Origin of the sequence: Nocardia sp. NPDC023852 (genome assembly GCF_040639505.1) — a bacterium.
In the GTDB taxonomy this organism is placed as follows: Bacteria; Actinomycetota; Actinomycetes; order Mycobacteriales; family Mycobacteriaceae; genus Nocardia.
On sequence record NZ_JBFAAB010000038.1, the window covers coordinates 14,595 to 40,370 of the forward strand.

The 25,776-nt window shown below is 67.2% G+C and carries 24 protein-coding genes and 1 pseudogene; 11 read left to right on the top strand and 14 right to left on the bottom strand.

What is annotated here, in order from left to right; translation table 11 throughout:
- Positions 1 to 25: 25 nt before the first annotated feature.
- On the top strand, positions 26 to 1,678 hold the full coding sequence (locus AB0H00_RS29760; RefSeq protein ID WP_357272790.1) for a fatty acyl-AMP ligase: 1,653 nt from the start codon (positions 26 to 28) through the stop codon (positions 1,676 to 1,678).
- Positions 1,679 to 1,717: 39 nt separating this feature from the next.
- Here AB0H00_RS29760 and pth read toward each other — a convergent pair whose 3' ends face one another.
- Both pth and AB0H00_RS29770 read right to left on the bottom strand, forming a co-directional pair.
- A complete protein-coding gene (gene pth, locus AB0H00_RS29765) occupies positions 1,718 to 2,329 on the bottom strand; it encodes an aminoacyl-tRNA hydrolase (RefSeq protein WP_357272792.1) in 612 nt (203 codons plus the stop codon).
- The gene (locus tag AB0H00_RS29770; RefSeq protein ID WP_357272795.1) at positions 2,298 to 2,894 is read right to left on the bottom strand and encodes a 50S ribosomal protein L25/general stress protein Ctc; all 597 of its coding nucleotides are present in this window, start codon (positions 2,892 to 2,894) and stop codon (positions 2,298 to 2,300) included. The genes pth and AB0H00_RS29770 overlap by 32 nt, the downstream gene beginning before the upstream one ends.
- A 348-nt stretch (positions 2,895 to 3,242) precedes the next feature.
- On the opposite strand from AB0H00_RS29770, the gene AB0H00_RS29775 reads away from it, so the two are divergent.
- A complete protein-coding gene (locus tag AB0H00_RS29775; RefSeq protein WP_357272837.1) occupies positions 3,243 to 4,841 on the top strand; it encodes a peptide chain release factor 3 in 1,599 nt (532 codons plus the stop codon).
- A gap of 1 nt (position 4,842) precedes the next feature.
- On the opposite strand, the gene AB0H00_RS29780 is transcribed toward AB0H00_RS29775, so the two are convergent.
- Complete coding sequence (locus tag AB0H00_RS29780; RefSeq protein WP_357272839.1) at positions 4,843 to 5,370, bottom strand: nuclear transport factor 2 family protein; 528 nt, start codon at positions 5,368 to 5,370, stop codon at positions 4,843 to 4,845.
- 417 nt (positions 5,371 to 5,787) lie between these two features.
- Positions 5,788 to 6,666 (bottom strand): Abi-alpha family protein, encoded by an 879-nt coding sequence (locus AB0H00_RS29785; RefSeq protein ID WP_357272797.1) that lies wholly within the window; start codon positions 6,664 to 6,666, stop codon positions 5,788 to 5,790.
- 303 nt (positions 6,667 to 6,969) lie between these two features.
- Between AB0H00_RS29785 and AB0H00_RS29790 the strand changes: the two genes are divergently transcribed.
- Both AB0H00_RS29790 and AB0H00_RS29795 read left to right on the top strand, forming a co-directional pair.
- Entirely contained in the window at positions 6,970 to 8,244 is a 1,275-nt protein-coding gene (locus AB0H00_RS29790) for a hypothetical protein (protein WP_357272799.1), read from the top strand.
- Entirely contained in the window at positions 8,235 to 9,128 is an 894-nt protein-coding gene (locus AB0H00_RS29795; RefSeq protein WP_357272801.1) for an Abi-alpha family protein, read from the top strand. Before AB0H00_RS29790 ends, AB0H00_RS29795 begins: the two co-directional genes overlap by 10 nt.
- A gap of 9 nt (positions 9,129 to 9,137) precedes the next feature.
- On the opposite strand, the gene AB0H00_RS29800 is transcribed toward AB0H00_RS29795, so the two are convergent.
- Complete coding sequence (locus AB0H00_RS29800; RefSeq protein ID WP_357272803.1) at positions 9,138 to 10,949, bottom strand: ABC-F family ATP-binding cassette domain-containing protein; 1,812 nt, start codon at positions 10,947 to 10,949, stop codon at positions 9,138 to 9,140.
- A gap of 284 nt (positions 10,950 to 11,233) precedes the next feature.
- On the opposite strand from AB0H00_RS29800, the gene AB0H00_RS29805 reads away from it, so the two are divergent.
- The gene (locus AB0H00_RS29805) at positions 11,234 to 12,082 is read left to right on the top strand and encodes an LLM class flavin-dependent oxidoreductase (RefSeq protein ID WP_357272806.1); all 849 of its coding nucleotides are present in this window, start codon (positions 11,234 to 11,236) and stop codon (positions 12,080 to 12,082) included.
- A gap of 84 nt (positions 12,083 to 12,166) precedes the next feature.
- Here the strand turns inward: AB0H00_RS29805 and AB0H00_RS29810 are convergent, their stop codons facing one another.
- Both AB0H00_RS29810 and AB0H00_RS29815 read right to left on the bottom strand, forming a co-directional pair.
- Positions 12,167 to 13,102: a 4-(cytidine 5'-diphospho)-2-C-methyl-D-erythritol kinase gene (locus tag AB0H00_RS29810; RefSeq protein WP_357272808.1), complete on the bottom strand. Its 936-nt coding sequence runs from the start codon at positions 13,100 to 13,102 to the stop codon at positions 12,167 to 12,169.
- A 180-nt stretch (positions 13,103 to 13,282) separates the two neighbouring features.
- On the bottom strand, positions 13,283 to 14,035 hold the full coding sequence (locus AB0H00_RS29815; RefSeq protein WP_357272810.1) for an SDR family oxidoreductase: 753 nt from the start codon (positions 14,033 to 14,035) through the stop codon (positions 13,283 to 13,285).
- 76 nt (positions 14,036 to 14,111) lie between these two features.
- Here AB0H00_RS29815 and AB0H00_RS29820 point away from each other — a divergent pair, with 76 nt between their 5' ends.
- Both AB0H00_RS29820 and AB0H00_RS29825 read left to right on the top strand, forming a co-directional pair.
- The gene (locus tag AB0H00_RS29820; protein ID WP_357272812.1) at positions 14,112 to 14,705 is read left to right on the top strand and encodes a TetR/AcrR family transcriptional regulator; all 594 of its coding nucleotides are present in this window, start codon (positions 14,112 to 14,114) and stop codon (positions 14,703 to 14,705) included.
- A 115-nt stretch (positions 14,706 to 14,820) separates the two neighbouring features.
- Positions 14,821 to 15,027, top strand: coding sequence for a copper ion binding protein (locus tag AB0H00_RS29825; protein WP_357272814.1), 207 nt, complete (start codon positions 14,821 to 14,823; stop codon positions 15,025 to 15,027).
- Positions 15,028 to 15,103: 76 nt separating this feature from the next.
- Here the strand turns inward: AB0H00_RS29825 and rsmA are convergent, their stop codons facing one another.
- From rsmA to AB0H00_RS29840, 3 genes are all read right to left on the bottom strand, one after another.
- A complete protein-coding gene (gene rsmA, locus AB0H00_RS29830) occupies positions 15,104 to 15,985 on the bottom strand; it encodes a 16S rRNA (adenine(1518)-N(6)/adenine(1519)-N(6))-dimethyltransferase RsmA (protein WP_357272815.1) in 882 nt (293 codons plus the stop codon).
- A gap of 200 nt (positions 15,986 to 16,185) precedes the next feature.
- Entirely contained in the window at positions 16,186 to 17,316 is a 1,131-nt protein-coding gene (locus tag AB0H00_RS29835; RefSeq protein ID WP_357272818.1) for a transglycosylase family protein, read from the bottom strand.
- A 219-nt stretch (positions 17,317 to 17,535) separates the two neighbouring features.
- Positions 17,536 to 18,363: a TatD family hydrolase gene (locus AB0H00_RS29840; protein WP_357272820.1), complete on the bottom strand. Its 828-nt coding sequence runs from the start codon at positions 18,361 to 18,363 to the stop codon at positions 17,536 to 17,538.
- Between the two features lie 65 nt (positions 18,364 to 18,428).
- On the opposite strand from AB0H00_RS29840, the pseudogene metG reads away from it, so the two are divergent.
- Positions 18,429 to 20,042, top strand: a pseudogene (metG, locus tag AB0H00_RS29845) (methionine--tRNA ligase); the annotation flags it as partial.
- Between the two features lies 1 nt (position 20,043).
- Here metG and AB0H00_RS29850 read toward each other — a convergent pair.
- Positions 20,044 to 20,256, bottom strand: coding sequence for a hypothetical protein (locus AB0H00_RS29850; protein ID WP_357272822.1), 213 nt, complete (start codon positions 20,254 to 20,256; stop codon positions 20,044 to 20,046).
- 214 nt (positions 20,257 to 20,470) lie between these two features.
- Here AB0H00_RS29850 and AB0H00_RS29855 point away from each other — a divergent pair, with 214 nt between their 5' ends.
- Positions 20,471 to 21,139 (top strand): TetR/AcrR family transcriptional regulator, encoded by a 669-nt coding sequence (locus AB0H00_RS29855; protein WP_357272824.1) that lies wholly within the window; start codon positions 20,471 to 20,473, stop codon positions 21,137 to 21,139.
- A gap of 22 nt (positions 21,140 to 21,161) precedes the next feature.
- On the opposite strand, the gene AB0H00_RS29860 is transcribed toward AB0H00_RS29855, so the two are convergent.
- The gene (locus AB0H00_RS29860) at positions 21,162 to 21,746 is read right to left on the bottom strand and encodes a short chain dehydrogenase (protein WP_357272826.1); all 585 of its coding nucleotides are present in this window, start codon (positions 21,744 to 21,746) and stop codon (positions 21,162 to 21,164) included.
- An 80-nt stretch (positions 21,747 to 21,826) separates the two neighbouring features.
- On the bottom strand, positions 21,827 to 22,579 hold the full coding sequence (locus AB0H00_RS29865) for an isocitrate lyase/phosphoenolpyruvate mutase family protein (protein ID WP_357272829.1): 753 nt from the start codon (positions 22,577 to 22,579) through the stop codon (positions 21,827 to 21,829).
- Between the two features lie 128 nt (positions 22,580 to 22,707).
- On the opposite strand from AB0H00_RS29865, the gene AB0H00_RS29870 reads away from it, so the two are divergent.
- Entirely contained in the window at positions 22,708 to 22,839 is a 132-nt protein-coding gene (locus AB0H00_RS29870; RefSeq protein ID WP_357272831.1) for a hypothetical protein, read from the top strand.
- Positions 22,840 to 22,923: 84 nt separating this feature from the next.
- Here the strand turns inward: AB0H00_RS29870 and rsmI are convergent, their stop codons facing one another.
- On the bottom strand, positions 22,924 to 23,784 hold the full coding sequence (rsmI, locus tag AB0H00_RS29875; RefSeq protein WP_357272833.1) for a 16S rRNA (cytidine(1402)-2'-O)-methyltransferase: 861 nt from the start codon (positions 23,782 to 23,784) through the stop codon (positions 22,924 to 22,926).
- A gap of 288 nt (positions 23,785 to 24,072) precedes the next feature.
- Between rsmI and AB0H00_RS29880 the strand changes: the two genes are divergently transcribed.
- On the top strand, positions 24,073 to 25,677 hold the full coding sequence (locus AB0H00_RS29880; protein WP_357272835.1) for a phospholipid carrier-dependent glycosyltransferase: 1,605 nt from the start codon (positions 24,073 to 24,075) through the stop codon (positions 25,675 to 25,677).
- Positions 25,678 to 25,776 lie beyond the last annotated feature (99 nt).

Below are 25,776 nucleotides of genomic sequence, written 5' to 3' on the forward strand. Positions count from 1 at the left end.
CGGCGGGTGATGAGGAGTTGAGGTTTTGAGCAGGTTCACCGACGAGATGTACGCCACGGCGCAGACCTCCGAGCGCGGCCTGGTGACCGGCGAGCCGGCCGCCCCGCTGCGCCGCACCTGGGCGGAGATTCACCGGATCGCCCGCCGTATGGCGGGCGGCTTGGCCGCGGCGGGAATCGGCCACGGCGACGCGGTCGGCGTGCTGGCCGGGATGCCGGTCGATATCGCCCCGGCCTGCCAGGCCATCTGGATGCGCGGCGCGTCGATCACCATGCTGCATCAACCGACCCCGCGCACCGATCTCGCACTCTGGGCTCGTGACACCGAGACGGTGCTGACCATGATCAAGGCGCGCGCTGTCGTCCTCGGCGCGCCGTTCGAGGCGGCCGAGCCGCTGTTGCGCGAACGCGGCATCACCGTGGTGCTCATCGACCAGTTGCCCGACGGTCCCGACATCGACCCGGTGCCCACCGGCGAGGACGATATCGCGTTGCAGCAGTTGACCTCCGGCTCGACCGGCTCGCCTAAGGCAGTGCGGATCACGCACGAAAACTTCTTCGTCAACGCCTATGCCATGTTCGACCGGGTGAAGTTCCAGCTCGACGACGACGTAATGATCAGCTGGCTTCCGCTGTTCCACGACATGGGCATGGTCGGATTCCTCACCGTCCCCATGCAATTCGGCGCGGAAGTGGTCTGCGTGACGCCGCTGGACTTCCTGACCCGCCCGCTGCTGTGGGCCGAGCTGATCGACAAATACCGCGGCACCGTCACCGCGGCACCGAATTTCGCGTACTCATTATTGGCCCGACGGCTACGACAGGCCGACGACGACGCATTGGACCTCAGCAGCGTGCGTTACATGTGGAACGGCGCGGAACCGGTCGACCCGGACACCATGGACGCGCTGGCCACGGCCGGAAGACGGTTCGGGCTCAACCCGACGGCGCTCACCCCGGTCTACGGCATGGCGGAGACCACTCTCGCCGTCTCGGTCCCCGACCCCGGCCTCGGCCAAGTGGTGGACGTGATCGACGCCGATCTACTCGAAGCGATCGGCAAGGCGGTGCCGGTCCCGGACCAGCACGGGCACGGGCACACCGGCAACGTCCGCAGGCTGGCGACCCTGGGCTACCTGGTCGACAATCTGGAAGGCCGGATCGTCGACAGCGAGCGTCAGCCGCTGCCGATCCGCTCGGTGGGTGTCATCGAATTGCGCGGCCCGGCGGTCACATCCGGCTACGTGACGATGGACGGATTCCGTCCCGCCCAGGATGCCGACGGCTGGTTGGACACCGGCGACATCGGCTACTTCACCGAGGAGGGCTTGATTGTGGTGTGCGGCCGGATCAAGGACGTCATCATCATGGGCGGCCGCAACATCTATCCCACCGACATCGAACGCGCCGCGACCAGGGTGACCGGTGTTCGCCCCGGCAACGCGGTCGCGGTACGCCTCAACGCGGGCCAGAAGCGGGAGAGCTTTGCCGTGGTGGTGGAGAGCAACAGCCATCAGAACCCCGACGAGGTCAAACGAATCGAGCACGAGATCGTGCACGAGGTGTTCTCCGAGGTGGGCGTTCGGCCGCGCACCGTGGCGGTGCTGGGTCCTGGCGCGCTGCCGAAGACCTCGTCGGGCAAACTGCGCCGCGCAGCCACCGCCATCCACGTGGAATGAACGATCCGCGAACTGCGCGCTGAGCGTTGCGGCGCGGGCTCAGTGGAGCTGGTTCTGCGCGGTCTCCAGACCGACCCGAAGCAGCAGCTCCACCGCGTCGGCGGCCTGCTCGACGATCACCGGGACCTCTTTGCGTTCCGGCGCCGAAAATGGCTTCAGCACGTAGTCGGCCGGATCCTGCCGCCCCGGCGGACGGCCGATGCCGATGCGGGTGCGCAGGTAATCCTTGGTGGTCAAGGCGCTGGAGACGGAGCGGAGCCCGTTGTGGCCGCCCTCGCCGCCGCCGCGCTTGAGCCGGATCGCGCCGAACGGAAGGTCGAGTTCGTCGTGCACGACGAGCACCTCGGTCGGCGACACGGAGAAGAACCTGGCCAGCGCCGCCACCGCCCGCCCGGACAGGTTCATGAACGACCGCGGCTTGGCGATCAATACCTGGCGGCCGTCCAGCCGGGCCTGGAGTAGGTCCGCGCCGGATTTCTTGTGCACACCAAAACGGCCGCCGACGCGCTCAGCGAGCACGTCGGCGACCAGAAAACCGACATTGTGCCGGGTGCGCTCGTATTCGGGACCTGGGTTACCCAGTCCGACAACGAGCGCGGGCCCGGTCGACGATTCGCTGTTATTCAGCGCTCTCGGCCTCGCCGGCCGCACCCTCGGTTTCGGCCGCGGCGGCCGGGGCAGCGATAACGTTGACGATCAGTGTCTCCGGATCGGCGGCCAGGCCGACACCGGCGGGCAGCTCCAGTGCGCCCGCGGTGATCTGGGTACCCGGCGCGACGCCCTCGACGGAGACCTCGATGGTCTCCGGAAGCTTCATCGCGTCGGCCTCGATGGACACGGTGGTGGCCTCCTGGGTGACCAGGGTGCCCGGGGCGGCATCGCCGACGACGGCGATGATCACGTCGGCGGTGACCTTCTCGCCGCGCTTGATAATCAGCAGGTCGGCATGCTCGATATAGCGGCGGATCGGGTGCACCACAACGGATTTGGTCAGCGCGAGTTGCTTCTTACCGTCGATGACGAGGTTCAGCACCGCGTTGGTGCCGTGCTCGCGCAGGATGGCGGCGAAAGCCTGGGCGTTGACCGACAGGTGCTGCGGGTCGGCCTGATGGCCGTAGAGCACCGCCGGGACGTTGCCCGCGCGGCGGGTGCGGCGGGCGGCACCCTTGCCGAACTCGGTGCGTACGGCGGCTTCGAGAAGGTTGGCGTCGGACATGACTGGATCTACTCCTACGGCTCTTCCGGACTGTCAACGGTTACACGTCAGGGGCTGCTCACACCTGACCGGGTTGGTCTACTCGTCGGGCGAAGACCGAACGAGGACGGCCGGAAGCCGAGCCGCGTCGATCACGGTGCGCAAACAGGTCTGCGGTCACCCTCGCCGAGACAACCCGAACACCATACCGCAGCGCACAGCCGTGACTGGAATCGGGTGGTCACCAGCGCGTCGGGTCGCCCTCATGTCTGTCACGTACGCTGGCGTGGTTGCCGATCGGTTGTCTGTGAAAGGTTGTTTCCGTTGAGCGCCTCCCCTGAGGGTGTCGTCGCGCCCGCCCCCCGCGGATTGACTGCCGAGGTCGCCCGGCGGCGCACGTTCGCGGTCATCTCCCATCCTGACGCGGGCAAATCGACCCTCACCGAGGCACTCGCCCTACACGCCAGGATGATCTCCGAGGCGGGCGCGATCCACGGCAAGGCCGGACGCAAGTCCACGGTCTCGGACTGGATGGAGATGGAGAAGGCGCGCGGCATCTCGGTCAGCTCGACGGCGCTCCAGTTCAACTATCGTGCCGCGGGCTCCGACGTCGACAGCGTGATCAACCTGGTCGACACCCCCGGCCACTCCGATTTCTCCGAGGACACCTACCGGGTGCTCACCGCCGTCGACGCCGCGGTGATGCTGATCGACGCCGCCAAGGGCCTGGAACCGCAGACCCTGAAGCTGTTCCAGGTCTGCCGCCACCGCGGCATCCCGGTGATCACGGTGATCAACAAGTGGGACCGTCCCGGACAGGCGCCGCTGGAACTGCTCGACGAGATCAACGAGCGAATCGGCCTCACCCCGACCCCGCTGTTCCTTCCGGTCGGCATCGCGGGCGATTTCCGCGGCCTGCTGCGCCGCGGTCCCGGCGGGGCACCTCTCGAATACATCCACTTCACCCGCACCGCCGGCGGCGCGACCATCGCGCCGGAGGAGTCGCTGACCCCGGAGTCCGCGCAGGCGCGGGAGGGCGAGCCATGGACCACCGCCGTCGAGGAGAGTGAGCTGCTTTCGGCTATCGGGCAGGACCATGACCAGGAGCTGTTTCTCGCCGGACAGACCTCGCCGGTGGTCTACGCCTCCGCGATGCTGAACTTCGGCGTGCGGCAACTGCTGGAGACCCTGGTCGCGCTGGCGCCCGCGCCGGGCCCGCGCCGGGATGTCGGCGGAACCCCGCGCGATACCTCCGACCCGTTCAGCGCGGTCGTGTTCAAGGTGCAGGCGGGTATGGACGCGGCGCACCGCGACCGACTCGCCTTCATGCGGATCGTGTCCGGCGAGTTCGAACGCGGCATGGTGGTCACACACGCACAGACCGGACGGCCGTTCGCGACCAAGTACGCGCTTACCGTGTTCGGCCGCGAGCGCGCCACCGTCGACACCGCCTACCCCGGCGACGTGGTCGGCCTGGTGAACGCGACGGCGCTGGCACCGGGCCATACCCTGTTCGTGGACAAGAAGGTGGAGTTCCCGCCGATTCCGTCCTTCGCGCCGGAGCATTTCGCGGTGTTGCGCGCGCAGAGCGCGGGCAAGTACAAGCAGTTCCGCAAGGCCATCGATCAACTCGACTCCGAGGGTGTCGTCCAGGTGCTACGCAACGAACTGCGCGGTGACGCCTCGCCGGTTCTCGCGGCCGTCGGCCCGATGCAGTTCGAGGTGGTCACCGCGCGCATGCTCGCGGAGTTCACTGTCGAGACCACGATGGAGCATCTCGGCTACTCGCTCGCTCGGCGTACCGACGCCGCCTCGGCGGAGGAACTCGGGCGTCAGCGCGGGGTCGAGGTGTTCACCCGCAGCGACGGCGCGCTGCTCGCGCTGTTCAGCGACAAGTGGCGGCTGCAATACATCGAGAAGGAACACCCGACGCTGACGTTGGAACCGCTGGTCGCCACCGCGGACTGAGTCACTCGGCTTCGGGCTCGGGCGGCCGCGGCGCGGCACCCGGCTCGCGCTGGACCGAGGCGATGCCGTCATCCCGCGCGATCAGACCCCATCTGCTGGAGGTCAGCCGCAGACTCGGCAGGTCGCTCAGCGAGAGCACCACCTCATAGGTGCGCTCGTAACCGGTATGCGAAATCCGCCAGCAGCCGTCGTCGCAGCGAACATAGCGGTCGGAATAGAAGGCCGCGCCGCGCAGCAGCATGTTGTGGCTGGGGATCAGGACGGTGTCGGCGAGGTACCAGGTGCCGGTCGCCGAGTCGCCGTCGACATCGATCTCGGGATGGTCGCATCGGTGCTCGGTGATCACGTGCGGACCGAGGGTGTTGCGCATGAACGCGAGAAACGCGTCGCGCGATTCGAACTGGAGATACTCGCTGTAGGTGGCGGTGGCCTCGGGAACCATAGTGTCCACGAACTCGTCCCACGATTTGGTGTCCAGGCTGCGCAGATAACGATACTTCAGCCGGCTGATGGCGGCGACGTCACCCATTTCTCGCTCGTCGCGGCCACGTTTGGCTCTCGGATCGTCGCGTACTTGCCCGTAATCGATCGGCCCCGCGTCGAAACGCAGCTGCCCACCGGCGTCGAGGTTTCCGCTTTCGGACGAGCTGGCGCGCATCGCCTGGTCACCGCGTTCGGACGCACCGGCGCGCAGTGCTTGGTCACCGCGTTCCGACGCGCCGGCGCGCATTCGCTGGTCGCCGCGCTCCTGTTCACCGGCGCCTGCGCCCCGGTCCCTACGCACCTGCGCGCCGATCCCTACACCTGGGTCGCCGCGCTCCTGCCCGCCGGTTCCCTGATCCATACCTCCACAATCCCATCCGAAGCCACGCCACTTCACGAATTGGGAGATTTGTATCAGATTGCTATCACAGTTCGGGGAATACTCTGAAGATCAACTAGACGGTCAACCTCCGATAGTGAAGCACGTGCGGCAGAAGTCCTCGCCGAACTCGGTGAGCCGCAGACTCTTGCGCACTATTTTGGGCGCCCGGCCCGCCTTCTTCAGCGCTGCCTCCACCACGGGCTGCACCTCGAGCACCATGTACCGGCTCAATACCACCGGATCGTCCGAGGTCAGCGTCAGGCCGAGGCGGTTGAGGTTGATCAGATACGACCGCGCTCGATCTGGGTAGCGCACACCCGCCTGCTCGGGCACGGAGGTGAGGTCGCCCTGCACCAGCTCAGCGCCGATGCCGAGCGGGCGGTTGGTGCGCACATCTACCGACGGTTGCGGACCGTTGAGCGCCATGAAGCGCAGCATGCGGGCCTCGTCCGGAGCGAGCTGGTCGAGGATGCGGTCATAGGCCGGGTGCACGTCCTCGGTGAAGTACACATCCGCGGATCTGGCCAGCAGTGCGTCGCCGCGGCGACGCAGTTCCTCCGTGCTCGCCGAGCGGAGCTGGGACCCGACGGCCAGCGCCTGCTGGGAGCCTGGACCGTTGGACGTCGGCACATAGCTGACGACCTCGCGCACGGATCCCTCGGTGACACCGAGCGCACTGCGGGCTATGGAGCGCAACGCGTTTCCGGTGCGCTCGGCGATCTCTGCCGACGACTCGCCGTCCAACGCCGCCTGGGTGATCTCCTTGGTCACATCGACGGTGGTGCCGACGGCCCACTGACCACCGCGCACGACCGTGCCCGCAGCCAGTCCTGCCGCACGGAACACGCCGCGGATCAGTCGCGCCTCGTTGCTGATCTGCCGCTGTTCGACATCCGAGCTGCGCTCGACGGCGCGGGAACCGGCCCGGGCCACGTCCTGTCCGGTCCTGTCGTCTGCCACATTTTCTCCGATATCGCCAGGTGAACGAATCCGACCCACAGATTACTTCCCTCTGTGTCGCCGGTCATTGTCGCCTGACTCGGACAGCGCGGCATTACGGACGATCACGGTGACCGATAGCTCGACAACCGTCCCTACGGGGCGTACTCGCGGTGTAAGCAGGTCCTCCGCTCGCAATCGCGTTGCTTTGCCGAGAGAGTGCTAGTTTATGGTGCCGGTGAGGCGGCGGTCACCGGTGTATCGGCAGGAGGTGTCGTGTTAGAGAGCGTTTTCGGAATCCACCCCACGTTCCTCCTCGAGCTTGTGACAATCCCCCTTTTCACGGGGGTCATCGGCTACATCACCAACTGGACCGGCGTGCTCATGCTCTTCAAGCCCGTCGCCTTCCACGGCATTCACGTCCCTGGCCTGCGCGCGCTATATCCGTTCCTCCCCAAACGAATTCAAGTACTGCCGTTGCTGAGCTACGACGGCAGATTCGGTTGGCAGGGCATCGTCCCGTCGCGTGCCGACAAGATGGCCAGCATCGCGGTGGACAAGGGCCTTGCCAAACTCGGCAGCGTCGCCGACTTCTACCGCGAGCTGGAGCCGGACAAGCTGGCCGAGCATCTGGCCGGCATCGCCGATGCGCAGATCAAGGACATCGTCGAGGAAATCCTGCGGCGCGAACATCCCCAGCTCTGGTACAACCTGCCGAATCAGGTCCGTGACATGGTGCACGCCAGGGTGCGCCAGCAACTGCCGGAGATCCTGCGCGAGCTCACCGAAGAATTGGGCGCGAATATCGATCAGCTGCTCGATGTGAAGCAGATGGTGATCCGGTACTTCCAGGCCCGCCCGCACCTGCTCAACACGCTGTTCCAGGTGCTCGGCGCCAAGGAATTGCGATTCATGCAGAACTTCGGTTTCTACTTCGGCGCGCCCATGGGCGCGGTGTTGGTCGCCGTCCTGCATACGACCGGATGGTCCAGCCTCGTCGTGCTGCCGATCGGTGGGGTGATCATCGGCTGGGTAGTCAACTGGATCGGGATCAACATGATCTTCGCGCCCGCCTATCCGAAGTGGTGGTGCCCGTGGCGGCAGGGTCTACTGATCAAACGCAAATCCGAAATCACCGATGGCTACGCGGAATTGGTGTCCAGTCAGGTGATCACCGTGGCGAATATCGGCGACGAGTTGCTCAACGGCCCGCGCTCCGATCGCACCATGCAGATGCTCGAGGACACTTTGCGACCCGCCGCCGATCGCGCGCTCGGACCGGCCCGCTCCGCGGTCAAGTTCGTGCTCGGCAGTCGCGAATACGACTCGTTGCAATCGACGCTCACCACCGAGGCCATGGCTATCGCGCCGATCGCGTTCGCCGACCCCGAGTTCAACATCCGTCAGGGCAGGCAGATCAACGAGTACATCGCCAAACAGATGTCGGCGTTGTCGCCCCCGGATTTCGTAGACATGCTGAGAGCCGCCATCAAACAGGATGAATGGTTGCTTTTCGTGCATGGCGGCGTGCTCGGGCTGTTTGCCGGATACGCTCATATCCTGATCTTCGGAACAGGAGTGGCGACATCATGGCTGTAGCGGGTCCGGACGGCGGCGACATCGAAGCCGTCGAGCACCCCGACGCGACGGAGGCGAACGCCGGGCCATCCCGGGAGATCGCACGGCGGCCCACCTCGGACGTCGTTCGTACCAGCGAACTACCTCCACGGATATCGGTACCCGTCGCCACCGTGCGTGCGGCGACCGGTGTCGCCCTGGTCGCCTGGGCCGCTGTCGCCGAGGTTACCGCCTGGAGTGTCGGCACCGCGGTCGGCGTCGCCTCCACCGTCGTGCGGCGCAGCATCGAGGGCGCGCCGCCCCGAGAAGTGTTCGCTGAGGCCGAGTCCGAGGTGCGCGACGCGATGCGCAAGGTGCTCGGACTGCCCACAACCCCGGAAACGCCTGCGCAGGACGGTGTGCCGACGCTGCGTGAGCAGGGCGCCGCGCTTCTGCGTTTGTCGGCGAGCACGCACGACGAGGACACGAACCACCCGGCCTTCGCGGGCATGCTCGCCGAACTGACCCCGGACGAGGCGCGCATTCTGCGTTTCCTGCGTCTGGACGGACCACAGCCCTCGATCGATGTCCGCACCGGGCGTCCGCGTGCGCTCGGCGCGGAACGAATCGGCTCGATGCTCACGCTGGTCGGCGAGCAGGCGGGCCTGCGCTTCCCGAATCGGATCCAGCAGTACCTGACCAACTTGCGCAGGCTCGGCCTGGTCGAGCACACGCGCGAGCCGATCGGCAATCCGAACCGCTATCAGCTGCTGGAGGCGCAGTCGCCGGTGCGGGAGATGCTGAAGCGCTCCGGGTTCGGCACCAAGGTGATCTATCGCAGCGTGGTGCTCACGGATTTCGGCCAGGACTTCGTGCGGACCTGCCTGCCGGTTGTCGTGCAGGACGGACGCGCCTCCGGGCATTAGGCGCGTGGGCTACACGCCGTCGGCAAGTTCCAACCAGCGCTCCTCGGCCGTCTCCTTCTCCACGAGTACCTGTTTGAGCTCCGCACCCAAGGTGACCAGTTTGTCCGGATCGGTGGAGGCGTCGGCCAGCGCGGCGTGCAGACGCTGTTCCCGGTCGGACAGCTTGTCGATCGCGCGTTCGAGGCGGGTCAGCTCCTTGCGGGCCGCACGATAGGTCGCGGAATCGGTGGCCGAGGCGTCGACAGGCTTGGTCTCCGGCGCGGTGGCGCGGACTCGGCCCGCACTGAGGGCCGCGCGCTTGTTCAGATACTCCTCGATGCCGCCGGGCAGATTGGTGAGCTTTCCATCGCCGAACAGCGCCCAGGTCGAGTCGCAGATGCGCTCGATCAGGTAGCGGTCGTGGCTGATCACCACCAGGGTGCCCGCCCAGTTGTCGAGCAGATCCTCCAGCTGTTGCAGGGTGTCGATATCCAAGTCGTTTGTCGGCTCGTCGAGCAGCAGGACGTTCGGCTCGGACATGAGGATGCGAGTCAGCTGCAGGCGCCGGCGCTCGCCGCCGGACAGGTCGCCGACGGGAGTGCGCTGGCGGGCGGGGCTGAAGCCGAGCCGCTCGGCCAGCTGACCCGCCGAAACCTCCTTGTCGCCGAGCGTGATTCGCTGCGCGACCTGCTGCACTGCCTCCAACACACGCAGATCGGTCGGCAGGTCGTCGAGTTCTTGGCGAAGCCACCCGATCTGCACGGTCTGGCCCTGGATCCGTTTGCCCTCGGCGAGCACGGTGCCGTGTGCGCCGTCGTCTCCGGCCAGCGCGCGCAGCAGCGTCGTCTTGCCGGACCCGTTGACGCCGACCAGGCCGACCCGCTCCCCCGGCGCCAGCCGCCAAGTCAGGTCGCGCACCAATTCCCTGCCGTCCGGGGTGGCGAGGGTGGCGTCCTCCAGTTCGATCACCACGCGGCCGAGGCGCTTTCGCGCGAAGGCGGCCAGCGAGACGCTGTCGCGCGGCGGGGGGACGTCGGCGATCAGCGACTCCGCGGCCTCAACCCGATAGCGTGGCTTGGACGTGCGCGCCTGCGGGCCGCGCCGCAGCCACGCCAGCTCCTTACGGGCGAGGTTGCGCCGTCGCGCCTCGGAGGAGTCCGCCTGGCGGGCGCGCTCGGCACGGGCGAAGATCCAGTCGCCGTATCCGCCCTCGTAGCTTTCCACCTTGCCGCCGACCACCTCCCAGGTGTTGGTGGCGACGGTGTCGAGGAACCAGCGGTCGTGGGTCACCACGACCAGCGCGCTGCGGCGGCTCAGCAGATGCTCGGCCAGCCACTGCACGCCTTCCACGTCGAGGTGGTTGGTCGGCTCGTCCAGCACGAGCAGGTCGAGTTCACGCACCAGCGCGGCGGCGAGCGCGACCCGGCGGCGCTCGCCGCCGGAGAGATTGTCGACCGGGGCGTCCATGCCTAGATCGGCGATGCCGATGCCGTCCAGCACCGAGCGGATGCGGGGGTTGGCAGCCCATTCGTGTTCGGCCATATCGTCGGTCATGGCGTCGTCGGCCAGACCGGCCAGCACCACCGAGCCGACAGTCGAGCCCTCGGGCAGGACGCCGCGCTGCGTCACCACCGCTGAGCGCAGCCCGCCGACCCTACTGACCCGGCCGCGGTCGGGCGCCTCGATGCCGGTGAGCACCTCGAGCAGGGTGGTCTTCCCGCCGCCGTTGAGGCCGACTACGCCGATCCGTTCACCCGCGTGCACGCCGAGCGACACATTGTCCAGTAGTGGGGTGATCCCGAAGCTCTTGTGGACCTGCTCGAGATTGATCAGGTTGGACATGGATCCTTCCGGGTCTTGCGGCGGCGGGCTGATATGTGCCCGGAGCCAGCGTACCGACCGTGCCGACCGATCCTCCGCCCGGCGAACGGCGGGGAAACGCGCCGACGAGACTTGCGAAACGAACGTTGTTCGTTCAGAATGATCTCGACGAACACCGTTCGTTCCAAGGAATCCGATCCGGCGCTCCCCAGAAAGTACTGCCGCAGCATGGGAGCCCACCTCGTCGCAACCAGGTGTCGGCGGGCGGCACCCTTCCTTTCCCTTTGCTCTGTTGGAGGTATTCCATGCACGTCGGCCTCGGCCTGCCCATTTCCGATCCCGCCGCCCTGCTCCACTGGGCCCGGCGCGCCGACGCGGGCCCGTTCCGCACACTCGGCCTGCTCGACCGGCTGGTCTATGGCAACCCCGAACCACTCATCGCGCTGGCCATGGTCGCCGGCGCCACCAGCCACGTCCGCGTACAGACCGAAGTGCTGCTCGCGCCACTACGCGATCCGGTGTTGCTCGCGAAACAGGTTGCGACACTTGATCGAATGTCCGACGGACGCCTGGTGCTCGGCCTCGGCGTCGGCGGTCGCGCGGATGACCACCTCGCCTCCGGCACCGACCTGCGCACCCGCGGTCGACGGATGGACGAGCAGCTCGCGATCATGCGGCGCCTGTGGGCGGGTGAGCCCTACAGCACCGAGTGCGGGCCGATCGGCCCGGCACCACTGCGACCCGAAGGCCCGGAGATCCTGTTCGGCGGCTTTCAGCCAGCCGCACTCGACCGAGTCGGCCGTTGGGGCGGAGGGTTCCTCGCCGCCGTGCCGCCGTCCTGGGCCGGCAGACTGTTCGACACGGTGCGCCGCTCTTGGAAGGACAACGGCAGGTCCGGTGAGCCACGCATCGTCGCCCAGGTCAACGTCGCGCTCGGCCCACAGGACGTGATCGACGACGCCCGAGCCGCCATGGGCGCATACTACGAGTTCAGCGACTACGCCGAGACCGTGCTCGCCGGAATGCTGACGACGCCGACCGAAATCCGCGCGGCCCTCGCGGAATTCGACGACCTCGGCGTCGACGAGGTGATGTTCTACTGCTACGGGCGCGATGCCGATCAGGTCGATCGCCTGGCCGACGCCGTCTCCTGAACATCCATACCGGAACACTGACACCCGGGCGTCGATGGGTTGCGCCCAGCTCTGCGTTCCGCCCAGCCTGGGTGTAGTGCAGGATCAGTGTTTTCCCGACGGCCCGTCGCTGACAATGCGCGCACCCGGTACCGGGCCGCTGGCCGTCCGGACACTGCGGCACACGCCCGCACCCGCGAGTTCGGCCGCCACCGACACCGCGGATTCCTCGCTCTCACAGAGGAAGGCGCAGGTGGGCCCGGAGCCGGATACCAGTCCGGCCAGCGCGCCCGCGGACAGACCAGCACGCAGGGTGCGGCGCAGTTCCGGCTTCAGCGACAGCGCCGCCGCCTGCAAATCATTACCGAGCAGAGGTGCGAGCTGTTGTGGATCCCCAGAGGCCAGCGCCTGCATCAGCTGCTGTGGTTCGCCGAGCCGCGGCGGTTTGCCGAGCTCACGCAAGCGGTCGAGCTCGGCGAACACGGCCGGAGTCGGCAGGCCACCCTTAGCGAGGGCGAGCACCCAGTGAAACGTGTTGCGCGATAGCACGGGAAGCAGCCGTTCGCCGCGGCCGGTGCCCAGCGCGGTGCCGCCGTGCAACGCGAACGGCACGTCACTGCCGAGTTCGGCCGCCAGCGCGACGAGCTCGTCCCTGGACAGGCCGAGATCCCACAGCGCGTTCAGCCCGACCAGCGCGGCGGCGGCGTCCGCGCTGCCGCCCGCCATGCCGCCCGCCACCGGAATGCCCTTGGTGATGGCGATTTCCACCAGCGGGGCCCGTCCGCCGATGTGCGCGAGCCGGACGGCCGCCTTCCACACCAGGTTTTTACGATCGGTCGGTACGTCCGCGGCGCCTTCACCCGTGACCCGCACGGCGAGCGAAGCCGACGGAGCGATCCGCAGATCGTCGCTCAGGGACAGCGCCTGGAACACCGTGGTCAGGTCGTGATAGCCATCGGCACGTAGATCGCCGACTCCGAGATGGAGGTTCACCTTCGACGGCGCGCGCACGGCGACGGGACTCGGCACTACTGACAGCACGGTGCTCAAGCCTAATGGGCTCAGCCGCACGAAGTCTGCCCGAAGCCCGCGTCGGGCCGCGCGAAGCCGAGGCAGCCGCATAACGGGCGCGGCTGGAAGAAGTCCATCCGCAGCCCGCGCCGGGCCGAACGAAGCCGAGGCAGCCGCATAACCGCTGCACCATCCGACCGCTCGGCTCGTTTACAGCAGCGCACCACCGGTGGCGTCGATCCACTGCCCGGTCACCCACCGTGCGTCGTCGGAGGCGAGAAAACCGACGACATCGGCCACATCGGCGGGTTGACCGACCCGATCGAGCGGGGACCAGGCCGCCACCGTCGCCTCGGTTTCGGCATTGCGCAGCCACGACGCGTTCATGTCGGTGTCGATCACACCGGGCGCTACCGCGTTCACCGTGATGCCGCGCGCTCCGACGTCCTTGGCGAGCACGCTGGTGAAGCTGTCGATCGCCGCCTTGGACATGGTGTAGGCGATCAGCTGCGGCATGTGCGCGCCATGAGTGAGACCCGTGGAGATGTTGATGATCCGTCCGCCCCCGCGAAGTCGATCGAGTCCGAGCCGTGTGACGAAGAACGGCGCCTTGGCGTTGACCGCGAAGACCCGGTCGAACGCCGCCTCGTCGGTGCCTGTGATCGACTCGCGGATGCCGTCGATGCCCACGTTGTTCACCAGGATGTCCAGACCGTCGGCGTGGGTGTCGAAGGCCGCCCACAGTGCCGCGGCGTCGCCGGGCACGCCCAGTTCGGCGCGGATGGCGAACGCCTCACCGCCTGCGGCCTCGATCGCGGCGACGGCTTCTTCGGCCGCCTTCTCGTTGCTGTGGTAGTGGACTGCCACCCGCGCGCCGTCGCGACCCAGCCGTTCGGCGACCGCCCGACCGATCCCTCGACTGCCTCCGGTCACCAATGCCGTCTTGCCCGTCAGTGCGCCCATCACGGAACCTTTCTCTAGCGATCGCTACAGAAGGCAAGTTACCACATTCTCTAGTGATCGCTATAAAATGGGTGGCGTGAGCACAGCGAGCCGGGGACGGCCCCGATCCTTCGATCGGGACGCGGCACTGGAACAGGCCATGCTGCTGTTCTGGGCGCGCGGATACGAGGCCACCTCGATCGCGGACCTGACCGCCGCCATGGACATCGGGCCCCCGAGCTTGTACGCGGCGTTCGGCGACAAAGCGACATTGTTCGTCGAGGCCGTCGCGAACTTCGGCGCGCGCTACGGCGGGTTCGTCGCGCGCGCACTCGCCGAGGAGCCGACGGCCGAGGCAACCGTCCGGCGCATCCTGCGCGAAGCGGCCACGGAGTACACCAGGCCTGACCGCCCGCACGGCTGCCTGGTGATCAACGCGGGAGTCAACACCACCAACGTCGAGATCGCGGACTTGCTGCGAGGCATGCGCGAGCGGAACATCGAGTCGTTCGCCGCGCGTATCCAGGTCGACATCGACGCGGGCATCCTGCCGGAACACCTCGACGCGCACACGCTGGCCCGCTACGTGGGTACCGTCATGCAGGGCATGTCCCAGGCAGCCACGGACGGCGCGAGCCGGGCCGAACTGGAGAAGGTGGCCGAGCTAGCCATGCGGAGCTGGGGTGCATAGTCGCACGTCGCGGCCGCCGAGAGCGCCCTTGCGATTTATACCCGTAGGGGGTATGTTTTGTTGCGGCCGGTATACCCCCCGGCCGTATGATCACCGTCGAGCTGAGGAGTCGGCAATGTCCACCACCACCTACACCGTCACGGGGATGACCTGCGGGCACTGCGTCAGCTCCGTGAAGACCGAGATCGGAAAGATCGACGGCGTCACCAGCGTCGACGTCGACCTCGCCAGCGGCGCGGTCCGAGTCGACAGCACCACCCCGATCCCCACCGACACGATCATCGCCGCCGTAGACGAAGCCGGCTACCAACTCGCCGTTTGATACTCCTTCGCACAAGGGCGTGGCTCCGCACACACCAAGAATTGTTGTGTGCGGAGCCACAACGGTTTGCGCTGCGCTACGTCTGGGCCGCGAGGCGAACGAAGGCCGCGGTGTCCAGGGTTTCACCGCGGGCGGTGGGGGCGATACCGGCCGCGAGCAGGCGGCGTTCGGCTTCGGAGGGCGAGCCAGCCCAGGTCGCGAGTGCGGCGCGAAGGGTCTTGCGACGCTGCGCGAAGGCTGCGTCGACGACTTCGAAGACCCGGCGGCGGTGGTCGATGTCCGTCGGCCAGGGCGGCTCGGCGTAGCGCTCGATCCGGACCAGACCCGAGTCGACGCGCGGAACCGGCCAGAACACCTGGGTGCCGACCGCGCCCGCGCGCCGGACCGCGCCGAAGAAGCCCGCTTTGACGCTGGGCACACCGTAGGTCCGGTTGCCGGGCTCGGCGGCGAGCCGATCGGCAACCTCGGCCTGCACCATCACCAAAGCGACTGCGATGCTTGGCAATTCGGCCAGCAGATGCAGCAGGACCGGCACCGCGACGTTGTAGGGCAGGTTGGCGACGAGGGCGGTCGGCGCGGCGGGCAGATCCGCGGCGGCAACCCGCAACGCGTCCGCCTCGACCACCGACAGCCGCTCGGCCAGCCGCGGCGCGCGGTCCGCGATGGTTACCGGCAGATGCCGGGCGAGCACAGGATCTATCTCGACCGCGACCACCGAATCCACTACGTCCAGCAGCGCGAGGGTCAACGAGCCGAGACCGGGCCCGACCTCGAGTACCACGTCCGCACGTCCCACCCCCGCGGCCGCGACGATCCGCCGCACCGTGTTCGCGTCGTGCACGAAGTTCTGCCCAAGTTGCTTGGTCGGCCGCACCCCGAGCCGCTCGGCCAGCGCCCGCACCTCGGCGGGCCCGAGCAACGCGGCACTCCCACGAGCGGCAATTTCAGATTCGGACACGTCGGAAACCTACCAACCCGGCCGTGACCGCGACGTCTCCGACCGCCGTGGTCGGGCGCTCGCGGCCCGCGGCTGCCTCCCCGTCAGTGAGACTCCCGGCGTCGTGACACGTAATTCTCCGTTTCGAGACGCTATGCATCATTCGCTTCCCACAGCTGCCCTGACACGCGCGTTCCGCCTTGCGTGACGGGACACGTCGGTCAGTCGTTGATGCCGAGCCTGCTGGTGCACGCGGGCCAGGCGCCCCAGCCCTGCCTCGCGCGGGTGACCTCCGCGACGGCGATCTGCTCTTCTCTGGTGGCCAGGTCGGCGCGTGGCGCGTACTTCAGACCGCCCTGCCGCTCCCACGTCCCCTGGTCGAATTGCACGCCGCCGTAATAGCCGTTGCCGGTGTTGATCCCCCAGTTGCCGGTCGATTCACACCGCGCAAGCGCGTCCCAGATCGCGCCGTCGCGCACCGGCGGCACCTCGGTTCCCGGCTTGGCGCCTTTGCGGACGGTTTTCGGCTGCGCGGTCACCTTCACCGTCGATCCGATCGGCTCGCGGTGCACTTCCTTGCCGTTGACCATGGTGACCGCGAAGGTGACGTCTTGGACGCCGGGCGCGCCGGTGGTTTCCACCACCGTGCGGCTCATGTTCATGGTCGGGTCCTCGATGATGTTCTCCGGCGGGTCCAGCGGCACCGTCTCGGTGCGGTGCTCGACCCGCTTGCGCGTCACTTTGATTCGCAGACCGTCGGTCAGCGGGGTGGACGCCACGGGCTCGACGGAGTCCTGCTCGATCAGCGGGATACCCGCGACGGTGAGGAATTCGCCGACGGTGGGGGCGGCCAGACGCACGTCCACCGCGTTGCCGAGGCCGTCGGTCAGCGCGACCGTGTGCGGGGTCGCGATCCGCAGCGCCGCGCCCGCCAGCGGCAGTTTCTCGGTGCGCGCGGGCGAGACGTACACCTCCGAGGAAATCCTGAGCTGTTCGAGCGCTTCCCCCGCGGTCAGTCCGGTGGTCCACACCTTCTGGGTCATCCCGTCGACCAGCAGGTCGACCTCACGGGCGCGGTTCAACGTAATGGTCGCGCCGTTCCCGATGTGCGCGGCGAGCGCCGGAGCCACCTTGTCCCGGTCACTCACCGCGAAGCCCGCGGTCTTCAACACGCCGCGCACATCGCGCGACATGGTGGTCTGGAACAGCTTTTCGCCGTCCACGACGACGGTCACCGTCTTACGATTCACAATCGCGAGTCCGGCGCCGACGATCAGCGTCAGCAGGAGCGCACCGACCGCCGCGTAGAGCAGCGGGGAACGCGACTGGTTGATCCTCGCGAATGGAGACATGGTCACAGGACGATAACGAAGAGGTAGGGATCCGGCAACCGTAAGCTGTGGAGCAGCGCCTTTTCAATATCACGAACAGATATAGACGTCGCAGGTAAATCACAAATCGGAGCATCCGAAGTGATATAGGACACATCGCACATACCCCCGCCTCTTGGGGGCACTCGGGTATGTCACCTGGATATGCGCGTGCGGAATCTCGACCGGAAACGGTCGGCGTCAGATGCGATAGACGCGACGTGCGTTGGCGGTGGTGATCTTCGCCAATTCCACGGGATCCTGTTCCCGTAGTTGGGCCAGCGCTCGCATCGTGTACGGCAGGCAGTACGGCTCGTTCGGCGCGCCGCGGAACGGATGCGGGGTCAGATACGGCGCGTCCGTCTCGACCAGAATCTGATCGTCTGGCACGACTTTGGCCGCTTCGCGTAGCTCATGCGCGTTCTTGAAACTGACCGACCCGGAGAAACTCAGAATGTAGCCTTCGGCGATACAGGACAGCGCCATATTCGTGTCCGAGGAAAAGCAGTGAAAAATCACGGTGTCCGGCGGGCCCTCGTCCAGCAGCACCGTGAGCAGGTCGTGGTCGGCCTCGCGGTTGTGGATCATCAGGGGTTTGCGGATTCGCTTTGCCAGGTCGATGTGCCAGCGGAAGCCCTCGATCTGTGTCTCGATATCGGCGCAGCCGTCCAGCTTGCCCGGCCAGTAGTAATCGAGGCCGGTCTCCCCGACCGCGACCACACGCGGGTCGGCGGCCAGGCGCTCCAGCTCCGTCTTCGCGGCGTCGTCGAGAGCGTTCGCCCTGGTCGGATGCAGTGCGACGGCGGCGAACACGCGATCGTCCCAGTGCGCGGCCCGCACAGCCCACTGCGCGGCGGCCAGGTCATCGGCAACGGTGACCACTTGGCCGACGCCGACCGACGCGGCACGGTCCACGATCACGGCGGTGGAGGCCGCGTCGCCGGCCCCGCAGGCGTCCAGGTGGGTGTGCGCGTCCACGAGCGGCGCGAGCGGCTCGGGCAATTTCGGCGCGGGGCGTTCGGCGCTCATCGGCGACCGCCGCCGAGAACCGTGGACCGAATGCCGGATCCTGGCGCGGCGATCCGCGGAGGGACGCCGGGGATGCTCACGCGAGCGAAGGAAAGCACGCACATTACAGTAGACACACCATGAGCGAAGCTGACCGTCCCGCCTTCTACATCAGCACGGCCATCGCGTACCCGAACGGTGCGCCGCACATCGGGCATGCGTACGAGTACATCTCGGCCGACGCCATCGCGCGCTTCAAGCGGCTCGACGGGTACGACGTCTTCTTCATGACCGGCACCGACGAGCACGGCCAGAAGATGCAGCAGGCCGCGCTCGCCGAGGGCATCCCGGTGGAGGAACTCGCGGCACGCAACTCGGACGTGTTCGAGGCACTGGACAAGACACTCGACATCTCCTTCGACCGGTTCATCCGCACGACCGACGAGGACCACCAGGCCGCCAGCGTCGCGATCTGGGAGCGGATGCGGGCCAACGGCGACATCTACCTCGGCAACTACTCGGGCTGGTACTCGGTGCGCGACGAAGCGTTCTACACCGAGGAGGAGACCGTGGTGCTCGCGGACGGCACCCGCATATCCTCCGAGTCCAAGACACCGGTCACCTGGACCGAGGAGTCGAACTATTTCTTCCGACTCTCGGCCTACCAGGACAAGCTGCTCGCGCTCTACGAGGAGCATCCCGAGTTCATCGCGCCCGCAACGCGTCGCAACGAGATAGTCAGTTACGTCAAGGCGGGTCTGAAGGATCTGTCCATCTCACGCACCACCTTCGATTGGGGTGTGCCGGTGCCCGACCACCCGGATCACGTGATGTACGTGTGGGTGGACGCGCTGACCAACTACGTCACCGGTGTCGGCTTTCCGAACACCGAATCCACGGCCTTCCAGAAGTTCTGGCCGGCCGACGTGCACATCATCGGCAAGGACATCACTCGGTTCCACACCGTGTACTGGCCGGCGTTCCTGATGTCGGCCGGTCTGGAGCTGCCGAAACGCGTGTTCGTACACGGGTTCCTGTACAACAAGGGCGAGAAGATGTCCAAGTCGGTCGGCAACGTCGTCGACCCGCTGGAGCTGGTCGAGAACTACGGCTTGGACGCGGTGCGCTTCTTCCTGCTGCGCGAGATCTCCTATGGTCAGGACGGCAGTTACAGCCACGAGGCCATCGTCGGCCGAATCAACAGCGATTTGGCCAACGAGTTCGGCAATCTGGTGCAACGCAGTACCAAACTGGTCGCACGCGACTGCGGTGGCGTGGTGCCGAAGCCGGGCGAGTTCAGCGATGACGACCGCGCCCTGCTCGACCTCGCGGCCGGCCTGCTGGAGCGCTGCCGCACCGAATTCGACGCCCAGCAGATGCATCTCGCGCTGGAGGCGATCTGGCTGACGCTCGGTGAGACGAACAAGTACTTCTCCGCGCAGGCGCCGTGGGCGCTGGCGAAGTCCGGCACGCCGGAGGATCTGGCCCGCGAGGCCACCGTGCTGTACGTGACACTGGAGGTGCTGCGGATCGTCGCGATCCTGGTGCAGCCGGTGGTGCCGGGTTCGGCGGGCCGGATCCTCGATCAGTTGGGCCAGCAGAACCGGACCTTCGCCGACATCGCGACGCCGATCGCGCCCGATGTGGCGTTGCCCGCGCCGGAACCGGTGTATCCCAAGTACCTCGAGCCGAAAGACTGACTCACGCTGTTCCGGCACCGCGGCGGCGCCGGACCATGGCGTGCCGCGTCGGTACACACTGTCGGACCACCACGGGGCGCGGCAGTGGTCGACCGACGAGCCGCGCCGAAAACGTCTCCGCGGCATCCTGGACCCGTCGATCGCTATAGAGTCGGAATACGCCGAACAGCAACGCGCCCAACGCCGCTGCGGCGTTCTCCAGCAGCTTCTTCACCGCACTCTCCCCAGGTTTGTACCGGACAGTACTTCGAGCAGGTCCGACGGTACCCTCCACGTGCGGAAGGCGGGCCGGTTCGACCACTTCGTCCGCCACGGAACGTGTTGTCGGATAATGAAACACCGGTCCGCGGCCAGATGCCGCCCGGACCGTGTGCGATCGGAACAACGACGTCCCGTTCGGTATCGGTTCCGGTACAGAGAGGGCATACATGCGCCAGGAGCATGCGACTGCGTCAAACCAGCGGACGAGCTTCGCCGAGCGGCATCGCGCAGCGCGCGAAGCCGTTCTCACCTCGCAGCGCGGCAGGCTGGTGGAGGCGATGGTCGAATGCGTGGACCGCAAAGGCTACTCCGCGACCACACTCACCGACATCGTTGCCAGCGCGCGGGTTTCGCGCACCACCTTCTACGATCACTTCGCCAACAAAGAGCAATGTTTCGCCGAGGCGGTGCACACCGGGGTCGACATCGTCGCAACCCGAATCGCAGAGGAACTCGCCCAGCTCCCACCGACCGCCGATGCGTACGCCAAGATCGAATCGATCGTCATGACATTCTGCCGGACCGTCGCCACCGAGCCGGATTTCACGCGGCTGGTGCTGGTGGAGTCCTTCAAGGTGAACGAGGCCGCCGTCGGCTACCGTGACCTGGCCGTCGACCGGTTCGCCCAGCTGTATCGGGTGTTCTACGACGAGGCTCGCTCGGCGGATCCGGCGCTACCGGAGATCTCGGACGAGCTGATCGCGCTGATCCCGGACGCGATCGGCGAGCGGACGCGCCGGGTCATCGTGTCCGACGGGCCCGCACGGGTGCCGGAGCTGGCACCACTGTTCATCCAGCTGGTCACGACGGTGCTCGGTCTACCCGTTCGAACCTGACGCCGTCCCGCCGCTTGGCGATTCATGGCCGGATGAGTTCGCCCTGCGCCACACCCTCGACGGCTCGCACGTAAGCATCGGCCACCTCGGCGACGGGCGTGCCCGGTGTCGCGTCCATACCCAGCCGGACCAAGGTCTCGCGGATCCATCCCGGGCTGATCAGGTTGATGCGCAGCCCACGCGGAAGTTCGGCGGCGGCGTTGCGAACGAAACCTTCCAGACCGGAATTGATGAGCGCGCCCAGCGAAGCACCCGGAAACGGTGCGACGAATGTCCCGCCGGTCAAGGTGATCGAACCGCCGTCGCGCAGGTGCCGCAGCGCGCGGCGCGCCAGCGCGACCTGTCCGAGCAGTTTTCCCTGGATGCCGGCGACGATCTCGTCGTCGGTCACCGTGGCGAGGTCGACGAGCGGCCCACTGGCGGCGCAGCAGATGACAGCGTCCAGGTACGGCAGTTCAGCGAAAAGCGCGTCCATCGACGACGGATCCGACACATCGACCTGAACCGGTCCGTTGCGCGAGGCTCGAATTACCTGATGGGCCCCTTCCAGCGCCGTGGCCACCGCACTGCCGAGCGTCCCGCTCGCTCCGATCACAAGCACCCGCACGGTTCGATCCTGCCAAATGCTGCGCAGGTCACACTCCTCCGCCTCCCGTGCGAAGACGGAGGAGTGTGGCCGTTACGTGCTTACTTCCAGCGGTCGAGCAGTCGGTCGATCTCGGCGGTCAGCGCGAACTGCAGGAACGGGCCGAAGCTGATGCGGGCGACGCCTTGGTCGGCGAGAGCGGCCTTGTCGGCTTGGTCCGGGAGAACAGTGGCGCTGATCGGCAGCGGCAGTTCGGCGGTCAGGCGGCGCATATCGGCGTCGGCGTGGCGTCCCGCCGGGAACAGCACGTCCGCGCCCGCATCGGCGGCCAGTTTCAGGCGCTCGATGGCGCGATCGACACGGTCGGCATCGTCACCGTCCTTTCGCATGAACAGATCGGTTCTGGCGTTGACCACCACGTGCACGCCGGACGCGTCGGCGAACTGCCGCAATCCGCGTACCAGGTCGGCATGTTCTTGCGCGGTGCGCAGCCGCCCGCCCTCGCTGTGCACGGTGTCCTCGATATTCAGCCCGATTGCGCCCGCCTCGAGCAGGCCCTCGATCAGCTGCGCGGGCTCGAGCCCGTACCCCGACTCGATGTCGACCGACACCGGAACGTCCACCGCCGCGGTGATCTGCCGAACCCGAGTCAAGGACTCGGCGAACGTCATCCCCTCCCCGTCCGGGCGGCCGATCGAATCGGCAACCGGATGACTACCCACCGTCAACGCCGAGAACCCCGCCGCCACAGCGACTTTCGCGGACCAGGCATCCCACACCGTCGGAAAAACACCGGGATCCCCTGGCCGATGCGACTCGAGAAACGCCTTCGCCTTGCTCTCCAGAGAAGTCATACAAATGATCATGCCGCCCTCCCCGCTCCCCGCCCCTACTGCCCCCACTTCGCACAATGGTGCAGTACTTCACACATGCACCCACGTCTGCACTCCGTCGGTCGCTCGGGGAGTGCCGCGGCTGCGGTGTGGTGCATGACCGTGACCACAACGCGGCCGGGAATCTGCTGGCCGCGATGCTCGCCGACACCGAACCCGAACATGTGGTCCTCGCCGGGAAGTTTCCTGGAGAGGCGAAACGCCTCGCCGAGACCGCGTAAGACCACGGCCCTTTCCGGGCCGGGCAGCAGTCGATGACGCAGGAAGAACCTCAGCACCGACAAGTGCTGAGACTCACGCAACGGTCAGGTGTCCGCGGCGCGGCGGCGGGCGGCGAGGACGGCGTCGTAGAGTTCGCGGCGGGAGACGGCGTGAACGGTAGCGATTTCCGCACACGCGTCTTTGAGGCGGACGCCGGCGGCGGTGCGGGCTTCGACTTGGTCGACCAGGTCGGCGGGGTCAACCGATTTCGGCTGGGCGCCCTCCAAGACCACCGTGATTTCACCGCGCGCGCCCTCGACCGCCCAGGCGGCGAGTTCGGCAAGGGTGCCGCGGACGACCTCCTCGTAGGTCTTGGTCAGCTCACGGCAGACGGCGGCACGGCGGTCGGCGCCGAGTACCTCGACCGCGTCGGCCAAGCAGTCGGCGAGGCGGTGCGGCGCCTCGAAGAAGACGCAGGCCCGCGGCTCGCCGGCCAAAGTACGCAACCACTCCCGGCGCTGGCCGGATTTGCGCGGCGGGAATCCGTCGAAGCAGAACCGTTCCACGGGCAGGGCCGACAACGCCAGTGCCGTGGTCACCGCCGAGGGGCCGGGCAGGCAGGTCACCGGCAGGTCGCGTGCGACGCACGCCGCGACCATCCGATAGCCGGGATCGCTGACCGACGGCATGCCCGCGTCGGTCACCAGCAGCACTGTGCGCCCGCTTTCGATGTCCTCGAGCAGTGCCGGAATCCGGCTGATCTCCACGTGGTCGTAGAAACTCACCACTCGCCCGGTGATCTCCACCCCTAGTGCCTTTGCCAGCGCCCTGGTCCGCCGGGTGTCCTCGGCCGCTACGACATCGGCGGAACAGAGCGCGTCCCGCAACCGCTGTGACGCGTCGCCGATGTCACCCATGGGCGTTGCCGCCAGCACCAGCCGCCCTGCCGTCGCCTCCGTCACCACACTCCTGTCCTCTTCACATACATTCTCCCGGAGCGGCGGATCCACCGGACCACAGCGATGGAGGCATCCCCCATGCGCCCGTGACAACCCTCACCGAGCTACGCAGCAGACCTTAAGGTATGCGCGGCCTTCGCCGCGAAACGAATTGATCTCGCGAGTACATGGGCAACTCGCCGGGTACCCCCAGCGCTCGGCCCGCACTCGACGCAGGACCTGAACGCAAATCCCTCGTCGCCCGACTAGTACGGCCTGAAGACCCGGAGAGGCGGGACAGCATACGATCGGGGCGTGACCCAGGTGACCGACCAGCGCGTGACCGCACCGTTCGGGGCCGTGCCCTCCTGGTCGAGCCCCGGACCGCTGCGGCCGTCACCCGACTTCGGACCGACCGACCGCCTGCGCGGCTGGCTGGTCACGGCGTTCCTTACCGCGATCGCGGCGGTGACCCGCTTTACGATGCTCAACTATCCGACCGACGCGGGCACCCCGGTGTTCGACGAGAAGCACTACGCCCCACAGGGCTGGCAGATGCTCACAGGCGGCTGGGTGGAGGACAACCCCGGCTACGGACTGGTGGTGCACCCGCCGGTCGGCAAACAACTCATCGCGATCGGGGAGGCGATATTCGGCTACAACGGCTGGGGCTGGCGCTTCGCCTCCGCGGTCGCCGGAACCCTACTGGTGCTGTTGGTGATCCGGATCGTGCGGCGGATGTCGCGCTCCACTCTGGTCGGCGCGATCGCGGGCATCCTGCTGATCGCGGACGGCCTCACCTTCGTCTCGTCTCGCATCGGCATGCTCGACATATTCCTCGCGCTGTTCGTGACCGCGGCTTTCGGCTGCCTGATCGTCGACCGCGACGAGGTGCGGGCGAGGATCGCCAAGGCCGACGCCGAAGGCCGCATCGATGACACCCCGTGGGGCCCGCGGTTGGGCGTGCGCTGGTGGCGATTCGGCGCCGGCGTACTGCTCGGATCAGCGTGCGGCACGAAATGGTCCGGGATCTACTTCATCGTCGCCTTCGGCCTCCTGAGCGTCTGCTTCGATCTGGCGACCAGGCGGGCGTACGGAGTGCGCAGCCCTTGGCTCGGCACGGCTGTTCGCGATGTGGGGCCTGCCCTGTACGCGCTGGTGCTCGTGCCGCTCGGTGTGTACCTGTCGACCTACTGGGCCTGGTTCTCCAGCGAGACCGGCGTCTACCGATACGCGGTGGGCAATCAGGTGGGCACCGGGGGTCCGATGGCATGGATACCGGACGCACTACGTTCGCTGTGGTTCTACAGCGGCGAGGTGCTGCAGTTCCACGACAGCCTCACCAACTCGGCGGGCAACCATCACCCCTGGGAGTCCAAGCCGTGGACCTGGCCGATGGGGCTGCGACCGATGCTCTACTACTACGCCGACACCAACGTCACCGGATGCAGCCAGCCACAGTGCGTGAAAGCGGTGATGCTGATCGGCACGCCCGCCATCTGGTGGATCGCGTTACCGATGCTCGCCTGGGCACTGTGGCGCACAGCGGTGCGCCGCGACTGGCGATACGCCGCGGTACTCACCGGTTACGGCGCCGCCCTGCTGCCCTGGTTCTTCACCCTGGACCGGCAGATGTACTACTTCTACGCCGTGGCCCTCGCGCCGTTCCTGGCGATGGGTGTCGCGCTGGCGCTCGGTGACGCGCTCGGGTCGACTCGGCGAACAACCGTGCCGCGCAGTTCCGTCGGCACCTATCTGCCGGTGGCCCCGGACGAAAGGCACGCCCTCGGCCTGCTCGCGGTCTGTCTCTACCTCGGCGTAGTGATCGCCAATTTCATCTGGTTGTGGCCGATCCTTACCGGGTTACCCATCACGCCGGGCAATTGGCACGACCACCTCTGGCTACCCAGTTGGCGGTAATTTGGCCGCGCGGGCGCGGCGTGTTCGCGGCCCCCTGATGGCTCGCGTCCGAGCGACCGCCGCTGGCGACTTCGTCGCGAACGCGTCGGCCGCTCGGAC